The sequence below is a fragment of the Neobacillus driksii genome (assembly GCF_013409995.1).
Classification (GTDB): Bacteria; Bacillota; Bacilli; order Bacillales; family Cytobacillaceae; genus Neobacillus; species Neobacillus driksii.
Window position 1 is genome coordinate 460,973 of the sequence record NZ_JACCBX010000005.1, and the last position, 16,844, is coordinate 477,816.

Sequence of the window (16,844 nt, forward strand, 5' to 3'; positions counted from 1 at the left end):
CCCCTAACTACGAATCAAATTTTTATATTTGTTATATCTAGTATTATGCTGAAATATAAAACAACTACTTTAGAATAGTAGGAAGTTAGTAAAAAATGTACCAACTTCCTAGTTTCATACTGATTATGCAACTAGATTACTTTTGTTTTTCGAACCATATTTTTTTTCCCAGTAGTAATACACAGGCAGACCTGTCGCAATTACTATAAATGCAGCGATCATTCCTTCGATAGGGGCCCAAGTAAACGTTCCCCAAGCCAACCAAGACGCACCAAGAATAGCTAGGATGGTGGTTAATCTCCACATCGGCATTCGATAAACTGGATTGTAATCATCTCGTTTACGGCATTTATAAACAGCTGCAAAGTCCATGATATTGATGAGCAATTGAATCAGCGTGAAATATCCCAGCAATGCCGTTAAATTGCTAAACATCACAAGAATACAGGCATACGTAACCTGAACAATAATTGAAAAACTTGGTGTTTCATATTTCGGATGAACCTTCGCAAAGCGCTGGAAGAATAGCCCATCCTTTGCCATCGCGTATTCCAGACGAGGCTGGAACATAATGCAAGAGCTCAACGATCCCAATATAACAATAATCGCTGTAACAGCTACAAATGAGGAGGCAACATCAGACAGTCCCGGGATATACTTGACAGCGTCAGAAACCGCAGCGCTAGAGTTGATTAATTTTTCAAAAGGCATTAGACCAATAATACAAACAGCAAGTAAGGTATATAAGGCCAATACAATTAATACAGAGCTAATAAGCGCCCGCGGCAGGACCTTGCCTGGATTTTTGAATTCCCCAGCCATAAAGCAAATCGCTGCCATTCCCGTGTATGCCCAAGTAGTGGCAGAAACACCGCCTATTAAGCTTGTTTTCACCTCCCCCGATGCAGGTACATAGGAAAAGTTCCCCGGGTTCATATACATCAGCCCTAATCCGATGACGATTAAAAATGGAATGATTTTTACAGCTGTAATGATTACTTGGAATAGTCCGCCTTCTTTTACACTTCGATAGTGAATGGAAGTAATAATGAGAATGATAGCAATGGCAAGTAATTTTCCAGATATCCCATTGAAAAATGGCAGAAAGGATGCTATGTAAGAAACAATCGCCAAAGCCATAATAGCAATGGACGGCGGATCTAAAGCCCAGAACGTAGCCCATCCATACAGAAAGCCCAGTGGTCTCCACCCTGCCTTATTTAAGTAAACATAGCCGCTTCCGTTTTGAGGGTAGGCCGTCGATAATTCCGCCAGCACCATGACCTGAGGAATAGCAATGACTCCTCCAATAATCCAGGCAAGAATAGAAATGGTAGGTGTACCAGCAGCTTTTGCTACATCACCAGAGGATACAAATATCCCCGATCCAACCGTCGTTCCAACAGCAATGGCGAGAGCAGCCCAAAAGCCAAGTTTTCGTGTAAGTGTCCCATTACTCATAAAGAGTTCCTCCAAATCAAGATGATAAGATTCCTAATTCCTTTACCTTCTTAAAAGATTTCATGATTGCATCTTGTGGATCTTGATAGTATTGATATCCCATTATTTCAAGGGTACACGTCCCTTTATAACCATGGTTTTGAAGACTTCTTAGGTAATCCCTCCAATTTAAAACCCCATCATCCAGTCCCAAATGAGCATCTGATTCTCCATCCCCGTCTATCAGGTGAAAATGGCAAACTTCCGGGAGTGCGGCGAAATAATCATCAGGTGTTTCACCAGCTAATTGCAAGGCCACTGTATCGATCATTCCTTTTAATGATGGTGATTTAATTTCATCTCTCATTCTGTTTATCCCATTCAAATCGGTGATTAAATTTGATTCAAATTTCGTTAATGGTTCTAAAGCGAGGATAATCCCTTCCCTTTCAGCCAATTTTGATAGTTGATAGATGGAGTCGCTAGCAAACTTCCATGATTCTTCTTGAGGTACGGAAAAGTCCCCTATTCCAGAAGTAATTAGCATCATCTGGGTCTCAAGCTCAAGGGCAGCGTATAGATTTTCTAGGAAGTAATCCATACTCTTCTTTCGCCAATCAGAGTCAGCGGCAGCGATATTATAAGGATAAATGCATTGCTCTGGAGTATAGCAGACAATATTCATATTTCTCGCTTTGATTTCTCTTTTGAGATTTTTTATATTTCCTAGGATGTTTCGATAAACATACAAATGCGGCTCGCCGGCCCATAATTCAATACTATTGATTCCCAAACGCTCCATGCTTTCTAAAAAATAGTGAAAGGGAAAATGCTTGAACGTAATATTCATTCCTGCCATTTTCATTTATTTCACCTCCCTTTTATGAAAACGCTTTTTTATTTGTTATGTCTTGTATTATAATCAGTTATTATATAAATTACAATCTCTTATTTTAAAATATTTTAAAAACTTTTTTACAGATTCTTTGATAAGCAAAAAAGACGCTCCAATGGGGAGCGTCTTTCATTATTTTATTTAAACGAATCTTAAAGGTTAATCCCTATCCGGTTTCATTATATCAGCCTCAACCCGGCTCATAAATTCTTCTACTGCGCTGTAACCCTGCTGCTTTAAGTACCAGTTGTTTGCTGCTGCCTCAATTAACCCAGCCACATCACGTCCAGGCTGAAGTTGGATTTCCATTGAAGGAATTTTAACTCCCATATAGTCTGTATAATGATATTCTTGTTCTAAATCATTATACAAGGCATCCTTTTCCCACTTCGTCAAATGAATATCAAGGGAAATCCGTGTTTCATCCTGAAAGGCCTTACGACCATATAAACGGACGACATTTAGCAATCCAATACTACGGAGTGCCAAAAACTCCTTTGTTTTCCCATCATGGGTACCAAGAATGGTTTGCGTACTAAGTTTCTTTAGAACAACAATATCATCGGATACTAGCCGGTGTCCGCGGCGAATTAATGTGTGGGCAGTCTCACTTTTTCCTACCCCTGAATTTCCACGAAGTAAGATACCAATACCTGATACATTCATACAAACTCCATGAACAGATATTTCTGGTGCTAATTCCTTTATCAAAAATGCATCCAATTTAGTGATAAACTCTGATGTTGTCTCTGGCTGTTTTGTTACTAACAAGGGGATACCTTGCTCTGTACAATGGTGAATTAAATAGGTAAGTCCTTCTTCGCCAGCGGTTACGATAAAACATGGGGGATGGTAGTGAACAATGTTTCCGATTCGGATTTTACGTTCCTCTCTGCTTAACTTATGTAAATAGGTAATCTCCTTTTTTCCTAAAATTTGAACTTGTTCTGTTGGAAAAAAATCAAAATGACCTACAAATTCCAATCCCGGACGATGCACCCGTGGCTGCGTAATGATCTTCTGCAGGTGGTTTTCTCCAGCCAATACTTTCAATGAATACTTTTGAACCAAGCTTTCTATTGTTACCTTTTTCAACCTATACTCACGTCCTATTAGCCTTTTATTATACGATTATACTTAAGATTTTTGGAAACGTCATCCATTTTGGGGTTTATCCTATTGGGAATAGAATTTTTTTAAAAAAAGAGATTAAAAGACCATCTTTTAAACTGTAGAGAAGTATGATAAGATAAAAATAATAAAAAAGACCATGTGTAACTGGCGAAACGCGGATAACCGCGAGGGAGCACATGGTGTCGCAGCCGTTCGCCTGGGCAGAGGTAAGGGATATTATCCCTTACCTCTTTCTGTTTATTAAAGCAAAAAATTTAGGAGGAAAATCATGAGTACTATCACTTTAGAAAAGGTAAAAACAATCAAAACACTTAATAATATCGCAGAAAGTGGACTAAAGGTATTCAATAAGGGCAATTTTCAAATTGACAACGGCAGTGAAAATCCCGATGCCATCCTTGTTCGCAGCTTTAATATGCACTCAGAAGAAATCGGCGATAATTTATTAGCAATCGCAAGAGCAGGAGCAGGTGTGAATAACATTCCTGTAGATAGATGTACAGAGCAAGGAATCGTTGTATTTAATACGCCTGGTGCAAATGCCAACGCTGTAAAAGAAATGGTACTAACCTCATTAATTTCTTCATCCCGCAACCTTTTTGCTGGTGTTGCCTGGGCTAAGGCCTTGGAAGACGAAGGTGATCAGATTCCAAAGCTAGTGGAAGCAGGAAAAAAGCAGTTTGTCGGAAAAGAAATTAAAGGAAAAACGTTAGGTGTTATTGGTTTAGGAGCAATTGGTGCGCTTGTAGCGAATGATGCGCTTGATTTAGATATGGATGTTATCGGGTTTGACCCGTTTATCTCAGTCGATACGGCTTGGAATTTGTCCCGCAATGTACAGCGTGCTATGACAATTGAACAATTGTTCTCAGAATCTGATTTTATTACTGTGCACGTACCATTAACTGAGGATACAAAAGGAATGTTTAACGAAGCAACCTTTAGCATAATGAAGCCGGGAGTTCATATTTTAAACTTCTCACGTGGGGAGCTTGTGAATGAAGTAGACATGGCAGCAGCTCTTGAATTTGGGAAAGTTGGCAGGTATATTACAGATTTCCCGAATGAAAACATACTCAAAATGAAAAATACAGTTCCAATTCCGCACTTAGGTGCTTCCACACAAGAATCCGAAGAAAACTGTGCGATTATGGCCGCCCGTCAGGTAAAGGAATTTTTAGAAACAGGAAACATTAAAAACTCAGTGAATTTCCCAAATACTTACCTTCCTTATACAGGAAAGCAAAGAGTAGTCGCATTTCACCACAATGTTCCAAATATGGTTGGGCAGATTACCTCCGCTATATCTAGTTACCATTTAAACATTGCAGATATGGTTAACAGAAGCCGAGGGGAATACGCGTATACGATGATTGACATTGATAATAAAGTTAATGGCGATGTTATTCCGGCATTAGAGGAAAAAATCAAACAAATTTCCGGTATGGTAACCGCCCGTATTATTTAAACATAAAAGAGGCAAATAAATATCTATAGAAATGGAGCCAAGTTTCAACCTGGCTCCATTTTTTCACCTTAACCATGCTATTATTTTAAAGTACGCTTGAGAAATTCCCTTGTCCGCTCTTGTGTTGGATTATTAAATATTTGCTCTGGGCTTCCTTCTTCTGCAATAACTCCCTTGTCCATAAATACAGCTCGATCGGATACTTCTTTTGCAAATTCCATTTCATGCGTTACAATCAACATCGTAAGACCTGATTCAGCCAGTTCCTTCATGACTTTTAGAACCTCTCCAACCATTTCAGGGTCAAGTGCAGATGTGGGTTCATCAAATAGCATTACATCTGGTTCCATGGAAAGTGCTCTTGCAATCGCCACGCGTTGCTTTTGACCGCCGGAAAGCTGCTTCGGCTTCGCGTTAATATATTTGTCCATACCAACAACCTTTAGGTATTTCAACGCTACCTTTTCCGCTTCTTCCTTGGTGCGTTTCAGCACCTTTACTTGTCCTACTACACAGTTGTTAAGAACATTGTGGTTGTTAAATAAGTTAAATTGTTGGAATACCATACCTAAATGTTTCCGGTAGTCGGCTACATCATGTTTATCATCTAGAATATTTTCTCCATGATAGATAATTTGCCCGCCGCTTGGTTTTTCTAAAAGATTAATACAACGAAGAAGAGTTGATTTACCAGATCCTGAGGAACCGATAATGGAAACTACTTCTCCTTTATTCACTGAAAAATTAATGTCTTTCAATACTTCATGTGTTCCAAAGGATTTGTTTAAGTGTTGAATATCAATAATCTTTTCCATATTCTCTCCTCCTTCTCCCATTATTTTTGAATGTCATTTTCAATCATCGTGTAGTTATCAGAGCCATCTAATTTTTTTTCAATGTATAGCAATATTCTTGTAACTATAAAAGTCATCACAAAGTAAATCATACATGCCACGAAAAATGATTCAAAATATCTAAAGTTATTACCTGAAATCGACTTTGTAACAAAATATAATTCCGTGACAGAAATAACATTCAGAACGGAAGTATCCTTAATATTAATAACAAATTGATTTCCTGTAGCCGGTAGAATATTACGAACAACTTGTGGTAACACCACATTCCACATCGTTTGAACATGAGTCATTCCAATCGCATGCGCTGCTTCGAACTGTCCTTTATCAATCGAAACAATCCCGCCGCGAACAATTTCTGCCATATAGGCTCCCGTATTAATCGATACAACAATAATAGCTGCGACAAAAACATTCATATCGATGCCAAATGCTAACGCAGAACCATAATAAATAACCATCGCTTGTACAATCATTGGTGTTCCACGGAAGAATTCAATATAGATAGAAAGAATCGCGTTAATTACTTTTAAAAATACTTTTTTCGCTCCACGTTCAGGTACTGGAATTGTACGAATTACCCCTGCTAATAATCCAATTATTGCTCCCAAAACTGTACCAATCAGAGCAATCAAAAGTGTTAACCCAGCACCACGAAGGAACATAGGCCAGTTTTCAGATATGATTGTAATGACCCACTCAAGACTCATCTTTTATCCTCCTTTACTATATAAAACCGACTGTACCATTTAATACAGCCGGCTTCTTTGAAATTATTTTGCTGCTGGTTGATTTTTAATAGCGTTATCCATAATGCTTGTACGTTCTTCTTCCGATATACCTGATAAAATTTCATTGATTTTATCTGTTAAGTCACTGCCCTTTTTAAGACCGACAGCGATTGCTGTATCATCTGGTGATGTTTTAAAACCATCTTCAAATTCAACCATTACATAGTTATCATTTGCTGCAGATGCACTAACACCTTCCGGACGCTCTGAAACGTACCCATCAATCATTCCTGATTCAAGCGCTACTCTCATTGCTGGGAAGTTATCCATCGCCGTTTTCTTATCTACCCCTTCAATTTGATCAATCACGGAATAGTGGAATGTATTTAACTGAGCTGTAATTTTTGCTCCTTTGAAATCCTGGATAGATGTAGCACCTTCATACTTGCTTCCTTTTTTCACAACCATCACTAAATTGGATGTATAATAGTTATCCGAAAAATCGATTGTCTTTTTACGTTCCGCTGTTGGTGACATACCCGCGATGATAGCGTCAATTTTACCTGATGTTAAAGCTGGTACAAGGCCATCCCACTCTGTTTTAACAATCACTAATTCTTTTCCTAAACCTTCTGCCACTTTTTTAGCAATTTCTACATCATATCCGCCTGCATATTCTGCAGAGCCATTAATCTTAACTCCACCGTTGGAATCATCGTTTTGAGTCCAGTTAAAAGGAGCGTATCCAGCTTCAAGACCTACCTTAAAGGTATTATCCTCTGATGATCCAGAACCAGAACTTTTACTTGTTCCACAACCTGCTAATAGAAGAATCGCTGAAACCAACATAACTATAACAATCGTAAACTTATTTTTCATGATGTCTCTCCCCCTGTTTTTTTAACTATTTTACTAAAACAAAAAACGGCCTGAGATAAACTCAGGCCGCGATATGCATAGTTACCTTAAGTCCCCTCTTTTATCCCAAATGAGATAGCACAACTCAATAAACCGGAGAGTTTATTGAGACAGTCCTGCAGCTCTTAACTACAGACCCAGCATGTAATACAGAGAATATTACAAACTTCGGCGACATTTCCTTCTCCTTAGCATCATTGCTTCTCAAACTCCACTAAAGACTGTTAAATATCGCGCCTCTACCTCACTGACAAAAAAAGTGAGGTCTTATTAAATTATTCTTTTATACTACAGCATTTTGTCGAAACTCGTCAACATGTATTTGCTGCCAATTCATTCTATTAAAATAATTTTTGTATTTTACTCTAAACCATGGACAAGTGAGCCTCCAAGTGTTAACACTTAATGAAAAAAATTATTGAACACTGGTGATTTTATAAATAGGTTTATTTTGGTAAAAAATTGAGAAAAGTATAATTTTGAATTTTCTTGGGTGATGATATGAAAATCTCTATAGAAGAAATTAACAAAGATTTAGAAGAGGAAATTCTGATTAGGTGTCATGAGGTTGATGACGAAATATGCGAAGTCGTAAACAAGCTAAAAACAGAAAGCCTCGTAAAGTCTAAACTAACCGGAACAATACGAGGCCCGTTTTTTTAAATTAAAAGTGAATTATAATTACAAAACAGCACCCTTTCATTAATTTTGAGGGTGCTGTTGATTTGAAATCTATTCATTAATTGTATTTGCATGTTTATTTCAGCATTGTCGTCTTTAAAAACTCCTGAGTCCGCTCCTCTTTCGGATGATTGAAAAATTGCTCAGGATTGCCGCGCTCGATAATTTTCCCATCATGCATATACACAATCCAATCCGCTACTTCTCTAGCAAATCCCATTTCATGGGTGACCACAACCATTGTCATTCCTTCTTCAGCCAATTCCTTCATGGTTGTTAAAACCTCTCCCACAAGTTCTGGATCGAGTGCCGATGTTGGCTCATCAAAAAGCATAATGTCTGGTTCCATCGCAAGTGCTCTAGCAATCGCTACCCGTTGTTTCTGCCCGCCCGAAAGTTTACTAGGATACACATCTGACTTATCCTCTAAGCCTACTTTTTTCAGTAATTGTTTTGCTTTGAAGATAGCCTCCTCTTTGTTAACGCCCTTTACCATGATAGGTGCCTCGATAATATTTTCTAAAACGGTTTTGTGTGGAAATAAGTTGAAATGTTGAAACACCATTCCTACCCTTTCCCTAATCTTATTGAGGTTATCAGTACCTGGATCGACTTCATTTCCTTCAATTATAATTTCGCCGTTATCCTTTTTTTCTAAAAAATTCAAACAGCGAAGAAGGGTACTTTTCCCTGAACCGCTCGCTCCTATTAAACAAACGACATCGCTCTCTAAAACTGTCATATTGATATCTTTTAATACATGTAAGTCTCCAAATGATTTATTCAATTGATTTATTTTAATCATTTCCTTTGTTTCCAATGTCTTCGCCTCCTATCTGTCGCTTACTGCCAATTTCAATTCAAATCGATTCACTACAAATGTCATCAGTGCTACTAGCAATAAATAGTAGACTGCTACAATGAGTAAATACGTCATTTCGTCAAAATTATTGGACCCTAGTGTTGTCGCCACATTGAACAGCTCATTCATGGAGATAAAGGCGGCTAACGAAGAATCTTTTAAACTTATGATAAATTGGTTTCCTAAAGGCGGCAGCGCCCGGCGGAATGCCTGCGGAAGAATAATTCTTCTTAATGCCAGTGCTTTCGTCATTCCCAAAGAGCGTCCTGCCTCCATCTGACCTTTGTCGACTGCCTGAATTGCTCCTCGCAGGATTTCGGAAATATAGGCTCCATTATGTAACGCCAGGGCAAGTGAAGCGGCCCAGAAATCAGGAAGGAGGAAAATCCCGCTAATCCCGAAGTAGAGGATAAATATTTGAACAATCAGTGGTGTTCCTCGGACCAAATAGACATATGTATCTGAAATGAGTTCTAATATTTTTATTTTAGAGATTTTTAATAAAGCAAAGAAAAGTCCGATGGCGATTCCGATTATGATAGAAACAGCCGTCAGCTCTAATGTTAAAAGCATGGCTTTTATGAATACACCTTTTGTATCCGTTAGTATGTGGAAAAAATGCGAAAAACTTGGCAATATAGCTACTTCCCTTCTATGGTATTGATTTATTCTGGTTTATTGGTAATGTCCTCACCAAAATATTTGATACTAATCCGAGTCAGTGTCCCATTTTCCCGGAGTTTTTCCAGCGATTCGTTTACTCGCTTCAATAGTTTTGGGTTATCCTGAGGCAGCACAATCGCTTGTTCACTGCGGTTAATTAACTGCTGTCCTTTTATCTTAAACCCTTCCTTTGCGGCACTTTTCCCGGTTACAAAATCCGTGATTACCGCATCATGACGCCCGCCGCTTAACGCTTTTAAAGCTGTAATATCACTGTCATATGTTTTTACTTTTTCTGTATACTTGGAAGCTGTATCGGCATAAGTCGAACCTTTTGCCACAGCTACTTCTTTTCCCGCCAAATCTTTGACAGTCTTAATTTGGCTATCCGGTCTGGTGAAAATTTGCGGTCCAGAATAATAGTAGGGGGTAGTGAAGGAAACATGTTTGCTCCGCTGCGGATTGATCGTGTGGCTGGCAACAGCAGCATCCGCACGGCCTGTTTTGACCCCTTCTACAATCCCCTTGAATTTTATTCGCTTTTGAACCGGCTCAAGGCCCATTTCTTTTGCAATGGCTTCTCCAACCTCAATATCAAAGCCCGACATGGTGAGATCATCATTGATATAACTAAAAGGTTTAAACTCACCGGAAGCAGCAAAAACAAATTGATTATTATGTATTAGTTTAGATCCGTCAGCAAGCTTCTCCTTCTCGGCACAAGCTGATAAAAAGCAAACGACGATAAAACTGAAAACCAATATTAACTTTCTATTCAACCACATGTTGGCTATCATTCCCTTTCCCTCTCATTTATCTTTACAATAACCCTAGCTAAGTAACTTACTTATGAAAGTAAATACCCTTTTATTCGTCAATTAAACAAAAAAGTGTCAGTCACCATTAAAGGTGCCTGACATAGTAAAAGGCGAAAAGCAATTCGCTTTTCGCCTTTCTAGTATTTATTAAGCTAGTTTAATTCAGGCCAGTAACCTTTATTCGCTTCAATTAAATCATCCAAAATTTCTTTTGCTACTTTTGCACTTGGTACTGTTTTTGATAGTGTTAAAGCCTGCCATAACTTTTGATAGCTTCCTTCAATGTAAGCTTGTACGACTAATTTCTCAACCGTTACTTGCTGGTACATTAACGCTCTTTGGAATTCAGGAATCTTTCCTTGGCTTAATGGCTCTGGACCATCGCTTCCGACAATACATGGAACTTCTACCATGGCATCATCATCAAAGTTTGCAATGGTACCATTGTTTTCAACAATCAACAGCATTCTTTCATGCGTGTTAAAGGCAATGGCACGGGCAAGGTCAACGACAAAGGTTGCGTGAGCGCCCATTTCAAATTCACAGCCTTCTGCTGTACGTCTTTCAATGATCTGTCTTGCAGTAGAAAAGACCGTCTTTTCCCTGCCATCGATGACTTCATTTGCCCTTGTATATTCCGGATTTGAAGTCTTCACGACGTAATCAGGGTATAAATAGTATTTTAGATACGTATTGGGCAAGAATCTTGGATCAACTGCTAACAAATCTTTCGCTTTCTTATGTGTTTCCTGCCAGCTGGCATCTGTATGCTGGGTATCTACTTCTTTTTGAGTCAGATAGCCGTTCTCTGCCACATAGTCACGGATTTGAGGCAGATATTCATTACCTTCTTTATCTTTAACGCTAGTCCACCAGCCAAAGTGGTTTAATCCGAAATAACGGACTTCTAAATCTTGCGGCTCTTTGCCGATGATATGCGAAATTCTGCGTAATGTTCCTACTGGCATGTCACAAATATTCAATACCTTTGAATTTGGACGAAGCACGCGGCACGCTTCCGCAACAATGGCCGCAGGATTGGAATAGTTTAACATCCAGGCATCCGGGGAATACTTTTCCATAATGTCAATTAATTCAATCATATCACCGATACTTCTCATCCCATATGCAATTCCACCAGGTCCACAAGTTTCTTGGCCGACAACACCATGTTTCAATGGAATTTTTTCATCTTTTTCACGCATTTCATATTTTCCCGTACGGATATGAGCAAAACAGAAGTCGATATCAGTGAAAGCTTCCTCCGGATCCGTTGTATAGCAATACTCGATATCCGGTGCTTTTTCTTTTAATACAATCTCAATAGCTTCTCCTAAGACAGCTTGTCTTTCCCTGTCGTTATCATATAGTTTTAATTTTCGAAGTGGGAAACGATCCAAATTATCCAATAACATCATAACAATCCCTGGTGTATAGGTACTTCCTCCACCTGCAATAACAACTGAGAAATTTTTCATTTTTCTCCATCCCTTCTAGTATTCTATGTTGTATTTATCTCGATTCTATTCGTTTGTTGATAATCCCAAATAGCTGTCGACAGCTTTCCGAATGTTTGTTACTTGTAAGCCATACACAACCTGAACATTCTTATCTTTAATCACGACTCCACTGGCACCAGTTTCTCTTTTCAATACTTCTTCGTTGACCTTTTCAGGGTTATCCAGTGTTAAACGGAGTCTAGTGTAACAATTTGTTACCGTATTAATGTTGCTTGCTCCACCTAATGCATCGACGATCACTGGAGCAATTCCACCAATCGACTGTGGCTCAGGACTCCCAGTTACTCCTGTACTTTTCTTTTCATAATCTTTCTTGGAATATAATTTGGTCTCTTCGTCTTCATCTTCTCTTCCGATTGTTTTGAAGTTAAATTTCACAATTAGGAAGCGGAAAACCACATAGTAGGCAGCAAATGAGAACAATCCTACTAAGATATACATTGGCCAATGTGTTTTTTCGATTCCAAGCGGTACATTGAACAATAGAAAATCAATCATTCCATTTGGGCCAATGGCTCGGACATCCAATAGATGATACGCTACCATCCCTAATCCGCTTAAAGCAGCATGAACAACAAATAACAATGGTGCTACAAACAAGAATGAAAATTCAATTGGCTCTGTCACACCAGCAATAAATGATGTAACGGCAGCCGGAATTAAAATCGCCTTTACTTTACCTTTATTTTCTGGCTTTGCCGTGTGGTACATAGCCAAACAAGCACCAATTAAACCAAACATCTTTGAAATACCGCGGGCATCCCAAACCACGCTTGATGAAAGCTCTTTTACAGTTGGATCGATAATTTCTGCATAGTAAATATTTCTTGCCCCTTCGTATACTTGCCCGCCGATTTCTACGGCACCGCCCAATGATGTATATAAAAATGGCGTATAAATTAAGTGATGCAGACCTGTTGGAATTAACAAACGTTCCAATGCCCCGTATAAGAAAATCCCAAAGCTTCCGCTGTGTTGGATTAGACCTCCAAGACTGTTAATTCCAGCTTGGAAAAATGGCCAGATGAACGTAAGCGCAACTGATAACAACACAAGAACAGGAATCAATACAATAAAGACAAACCGTGATCCGCCGTAAATTTGAAACGCACCTTTGAACTCTGTATCAATAAATTTGTTATGAACGATAGCGGTTACAATACCGAGAATAAGTCCCAGAAACACACCCATATCAAGAATTTGCACGCCCAAGACCATCGTTTGTCCAGTTCCCTGCAAAGATTCCCCTTCATAAAGAACCCCGGTGAGCTGCATAAATTTATTCATAGCATTTACAAATACCAAATAACCTAATAGAGATGTAAACCCAGCGATTGCTTTTTCTCTATTCGCTAAACCGACTGCTATCCCGACACAAAATATGAGTCCCAAGTTGGTGAGAATTGAAACCAATGATCCAGTCAAGATGGTCCCAAATCCGGTTGTGATCGGATTATCTAAAAATGGAAAGACCTCCATTAACCTTGGGTTGGTAAATAAATTTCCAAATGCAATTAAAATACCCTCAATCGGCAAAATAAGTATTGGAATGAACATCGCTTTTGAAAAGCGCTGCATGCCTTCCATAACTTTTGCTTTCATTTTGCCTTCCCCCTTTTATGTTTTTGTAGTTGACAGGACTAGAATACAATGTAAACGTTTTAGAGTCGATAGATTCCACATAATAAAGAACGTGTTTCACACATTGAAACACGTTTCACTCATTTCTATTTTTTTTTGGTAATAATGTCCCGACATACTGTTTGACAATATATTCAAACATTAGCATTAGACCGGGAAAAAAACTGTTCGGCAGCATGTTTCTATCGTCTAGTTTATTATGATCGATGATTTTAAAATTCAAATCGGAAAGTTCTGCAATCCGACTTTCAGTTTCCTTTGTGAAAGAAACAGTAAAAATATGATGCTCTTTGGCGGCCTGCATTTTATCGAGGACAAGCTGTGTTTCACCTGATTTGGAGATCACCACTAAGGCACCGATATCTTCCAGATTATTTTCGAATACTCCAATCGAATCAGTTCCACTGGCAAAAATCGTTTTTCTTCCTAGTACTAATAGTTTTTTATACAAATATTCTGCTGCAATTGCAGAAAAACCTGTAGCATATATAAAAATATAGCTTTGTTTGAGATTTAATACTTTTTTAATGAAGATTTCAATATCCTCCATTGAATTATGGCTCATAAAATCCTTTGAACTAATCTCAAGAAAGTCCTCCATCACGTTGCTTTCCGGTAAACCCGCTTTTTTAACGAGAGGGAGGAGGTGGTAATACATATCGATGAATCCCGTATAGCCTAATTTTTTCGAAAGGCGAATTACAGTTGCTGGAGAGGTAAAATTCTCTTTCGCAATCGTTCGTACTCCCATTTCCAGGACATTGTCGATGTTAGTAATGATATATTGTACAATCTGAACTTCAACTTCAGATAAATTTTTCCCTTGAATAATTTTGCTGATATCCACCATTTATTCTTCACTCTCACTTTGCCAATGTGGCGGTTTGTGATTGCTAATTTTGGTTCAATATTCAAGCCTCATTTATGATAAGGCTCGCCCCGGTTTATTCGATAAGCTCGATAAATTTGCTCTACTAGAATCAATTTCATCAGTTGATGGGGGAAGGTCATTTTTGAAAAAGAAAGCTGTTCGTTTGAACGTTTTAGCACTTCATCACTTAATCCTAACGATCCTCCGATAATAAAAGCAATCTTGCTTTTCCCGTATGTAGCCAATTTATCTAGCGTATCCGCTAGCTCTTCAGAAGACTGCATTTTCCCATTTATTGCGAGGGCAATTACATATGTGTCCTGGCTTATCTTAGCCAAGATTCTTTCTCCCTCTTTTTGCTTGACCTGAATCATTTCTAACTCGCTTAATTCCTCTGGTGCTTTTTCATCCGGTACTTCGACGACTTCCACTTTCGCATACGCATTTAGTCGTTTTAAATATTCGTCAATTCCCAATTTTAAATATTTCTCTTTCAATTTGCCAACCGTAATAATTGAGATATTCACAATCCACAACCCTCTTTTTTATGTTACAAACAGTTTACAAACAACTTATCCACAGAAGTTATCCACATGTCCACATTTTTTATCCACATCTTGTATGGAATCATTTGTTCGCCACAATATATACAGCTCTATTTTGGCAATACTCACAACCTGTTGATAAGTTATCCCCAGTTACTTTTGATAAAACTGGGAAGGTTTCAAACTCTTCCACAACGTTATCTAGTGCCAAATCTACATGTTCCTCACAGCAATAAATCAATTTGGAACCCTCCTTCCCGCATAACTATTTCTCTTATTATTTTACTTTCCAAACTGTATCATTCAACCAACCACTATACCATAAAAAAACAGAAAGGTGAAAACACCTTCCTGTTCTTCCTTTTAAGATTGGTCTTCTGCTAATGTGATCTTGGTCGTTTGCAGCTTTCCTTCTCGATAGTATTTAATCTCCATTTGGTCGCCAATTTTTGTCTCTTGATATAAATGCTTTCTGAGGTCAATTACGTCATGTATGGTTTTCCCATCCATCTCTACAATAACATCTAGCTCCCGTAATCCAGCCTGTGATGCAGGTGAATTCGGCACAACCTGGCGAAGAGCTACACCATAGTTAATGTCCCTTGGTAATTTTAAGGCTTCTTCTTGATAATAACCTGGAATTTCAGCAACCGATTTTAAGTCAACCCCCATGTAAGGTCGTCTGACCTCGCCATATTGTTCTAGGTCATTAATAATCGGTCTTGCATAGTTGATCGGTATTGATAATCCAATCCCCTCAACGGCATTTTGAGCAATTTTCATCGAGTTAATGCCAATAAGTTGTCCGGCAATATTAATTAATGCCCCGCCACTGTTACCAGGATTAATGGCTGCATCTGTTTGCAGTACCTCAGCCTGCCAATCCATAATACCATCTTGGTTAATATCAACGGGGATTGTCCGATTAATCCCTGAAATAATCCCTTGCGTAACAGAACCAGAGAAGGTGGCACCTAGTGGATTTCCAATTGCCATTACCGGTTCCCCCATTTTCAAGGCATCAGAATCACCAAATTCAGCTATTTTTTTAATCTTGCCTGCATCAACTTCAAGTACAGCTAAGTCGGTCCAAACATCTGAACCGAGAAGTTTTGCAGGAATTTTTGTGCCATCATTTAAGGTCACTTCCAGCTGTGTAGCACCTTCAACTACATGATGATTGGTCACAACATAAACTTTATCTCCTGCCTTTTTATAAACTACCCCTGACCCTGTACCTGCTGGCCCTTGGTCGTCTCCACCCTCGTCGTTCCAGAAGTTAGAAGTTTGTATATTATTAATCCCAACTACCGCATCGGCAGCCTTATCAATAGCTTTTGTAGTATTCGTATTTACATCATAGGACACCTGCTGCTGTACAAAATTGTCTTGGTTATTATCATTTGTCCCTGCAGATTGACTCTGATTGGGCTGTACATTGTAGGGAAGGAAACCTCCATTAGATAATGCCGGAATTGAAATGATAACTAGCATGGCTCCAAGTATTGCCCCAACAATACTTGCAAGTAAAAAACTACCTCTGTTCCTATTCATCTTTTGGTTACGCCCTTGTGAATGATCATCATAGTAACCCATTTTCACCACGTCTCCCTTCATAAGCAACTAATTAATATTTTGGCTTATAGTTACAATTATACTCTGTCCAAAACCATTTTATAAAAAAAGAACAAAGATACCAAATAGGAAGTATCTTTGTTCTTAGTATGGTCCAGCTTCAGCGCCTAGGGGCTCGGGGTCATAAGCCAATCCGTCAAGAAGGTTAAAGAGCAACCTTCATGCCGG

At 38.7% G+C, this 16,844-nt stretch carries 16 protein-coding genes and 2 riboswitches; of the genes, 1 reads left to right on the forward strand and 15 read right to left on the reverse strand.

What is annotated here, in order from left to right:
* Nucleotides 1–123: 123 nt before the first annotated feature.
* From F4694_RS14135 to hprK, 3 genes are all read right to left on the reverse strand, one after another.
* A complete protein-coding gene (locus F4694_RS14135; protein WP_179598914.1) occupies nucleotides 124–1,461 on the reverse strand; it encodes an amino acid permease in 1,338 nt (445 codons plus the stop codon).
* Nucleotides 1,462–1,477: 16 nt separating this feature from the next.
* Nucleotides 1,478–2,305 carry a TIM barrel protein gene (locus F4694_RS14140; RefSeq protein ID WP_179598916.1) on the reverse strand — a complete coding sequence of 276 codons (828 nt, stop codon included), beginning with the start codon at nucleotides 2,303–2,305 and terminating at the stop codon, nucleotides 1,478–1,480.
* Between the two features lie 189 nt (nucleotides 2,306–2,494).
* On the reverse strand, nucleotides 2,495–3,430 hold the full coding sequence (hprK, locus tag F4694_RS14145; RefSeq protein WP_179598918.1) for an HPr(Ser) kinase/phosphatase: 936 nt from the start codon (nucleotides 3,428–3,430) through the stop codon (nucleotides 2,495–2,497).
* A 169-nt stretch (nucleotides 3,431–3,599) separates the two neighbouring features.
* A riboswitch (ZMP/ZTP riboswitch) is annotated at nucleotides 3,600–3,678 on the forward strand.
* 59 nt (nucleotides 3,679–3,737) lie between these two features.
* Between hprK and F4694_RS14150 the strand changes: the two genes are divergently transcribed.
* On the forward strand, nucleotides 3,738–4,937 hold the full coding sequence (locus tag F4694_RS14150) for a phosphoglycerate dehydrogenase (protein WP_179598920.1): 1,200 nt from the start codon (nucleotides 3,738–3,740) through the stop codon (nucleotides 4,935–4,937).
* An 80-nt stretch (nucleotides 4,938–5,017) separates the two neighbouring features.
* On the opposite strand, the gene F4694_RS14155 is transcribed toward F4694_RS14150, so the two are convergent.
* The 12 genes from F4694_RS14155 to F4694_RS14210 form a co-directional block, all read right to left on the reverse strand.
* Nucleotides 5,018–5,752 (reverse strand): amino acid ABC transporter ATP-binding protein, encoded by a 735-nt coding sequence (locus F4694_RS14155; protein ID WP_218895652.1) that lies wholly within the window; start codon nucleotides 5,750–5,752, stop codon nucleotides 5,018–5,020.
* Between the two features lie 20 nt (nucleotides 5,753–5,772).
* Nucleotides 5,773–6,501 carry an amino acid ABC transporter permease gene (locus F4694_RS14160; RefSeq protein WP_179598922.1) on the reverse strand — a complete coding sequence of 243 codons (729 nt, stop codon included), beginning with the start codon at nucleotides 6,499–6,501 and terminating at the stop codon, nucleotides 5,773–5,775.
* Between the two features lie 63 nt (nucleotides 6,502–6,564).
* Nucleotides 6,565–7,401, reverse strand: a complete 837-nt coding sequence (locus F4694_RS14165; RefSeq protein WP_179598924.1) for a transporter substrate-binding domain-containing protein — start codon at nucleotides 7,399–7,401, stop codon at nucleotides 6,565–6,567.
* A gap of 107 nt (nucleotides 7,402–7,508) precedes the next feature.
* Nucleotides 7,509–7,690: riboswitch (Lysine riboswitch) on the reverse strand.
* A 507-nt stretch (nucleotides 7,691–8,197) separates the two neighbouring features.
* Nucleotides 8,198–8,926, reverse strand: coding sequence for an amino acid ABC transporter ATP-binding protein (locus F4694_RS14170; protein ID WP_179599079.1), 729 nt, complete (start codon nucleotides 8,924–8,926; stop codon nucleotides 8,198–8,200).
* Nucleotides 8,927–8,953: 27 nt separating this feature from the next.
* Nucleotides 8,954–9,619, reverse strand: coding sequence for an amino acid ABC transporter permease (locus F4694_RS14175; RefSeq protein WP_179598926.1), 666 nt, complete (start codon nucleotides 9,617–9,619; stop codon nucleotides 8,954–8,956).
* 29 nt (nucleotides 9,620–9,648) lie between these two features.
* Nucleotides 9,649–10,431, reverse strand: a complete 783-nt coding sequence (locus tag F4694_RS14180) for a transporter substrate-binding domain-containing protein (RefSeq protein WP_179599081.1) — start codon at nucleotides 10,429–10,431, stop codon at nucleotides 9,649–9,651.
* A 185-nt stretch (nucleotides 10,432–10,616) separates the two neighbouring features.
* Nucleotides 10,617–11,942, reverse strand: a complete 1,326-nt coding sequence (locus F4694_RS14185) for a 6-phospho-alpha-glucosidase (protein WP_179598928.1) — start codon at nucleotides 11,940–11,942, stop codon at nucleotides 10,617–10,619.
* Between the two features lie 45 nt (nucleotides 11,943–11,987).
* Nucleotides 11,988–13,586, reverse strand: a complete 1,599-nt coding sequence (locus tag F4694_RS14190) for a PTS transporter subunit EIIC (protein WP_179598930.1) — start codon at nucleotides 13,584–13,586, stop codon at nucleotides 11,988–11,990.
* A 115-nt stretch (nucleotides 13,587–13,701) separates the two neighbouring features.
* Nucleotides 13,702–14,475, reverse strand: coding sequence for a MurR/RpiR family transcriptional regulator (locus tag F4694_RS14195; RefSeq protein WP_179598932.1), 774 nt, complete (start codon nucleotides 14,473–14,475; stop codon nucleotides 13,702–13,704).
* 68 nt (nucleotides 14,476–14,543) lie between these two features.
* A complete protein-coding gene (gene rlmH / locus F4694_RS14200; protein ID WP_179598934.1) occupies nucleotides 14,544–15,023 on the reverse strand; it encodes a 23S rRNA (pseudouridine(1915)-N(3))-methyltransferase RlmH in 480 nt (159 codons plus the stop codon).
* Between the two features lie 100 nt (nucleotides 15,024–15,123).
* The gene (locus F4694_RS14205; RefSeq protein ID WP_179598936.1) at nucleotides 15,124–15,282 is read right to left on the reverse strand and encodes a CxxH/CxxC protein; all 159 of its coding nucleotides are present in this window, start codon (nucleotides 15,280–15,282) and stop codon (nucleotides 15,124–15,126) included.
* A gap of 122 nt (nucleotides 15,283–15,404) precedes the next feature.
* Entirely contained in the window at nucleotides 15,405–16,637 is a 1,233-nt protein-coding gene (locus F4694_RS14210; RefSeq protein WP_179598938.1) for a S1C family serine protease, read from the reverse strand.
* Nucleotides 16,638–16,844: the final 207 nt, after the last annotated feature.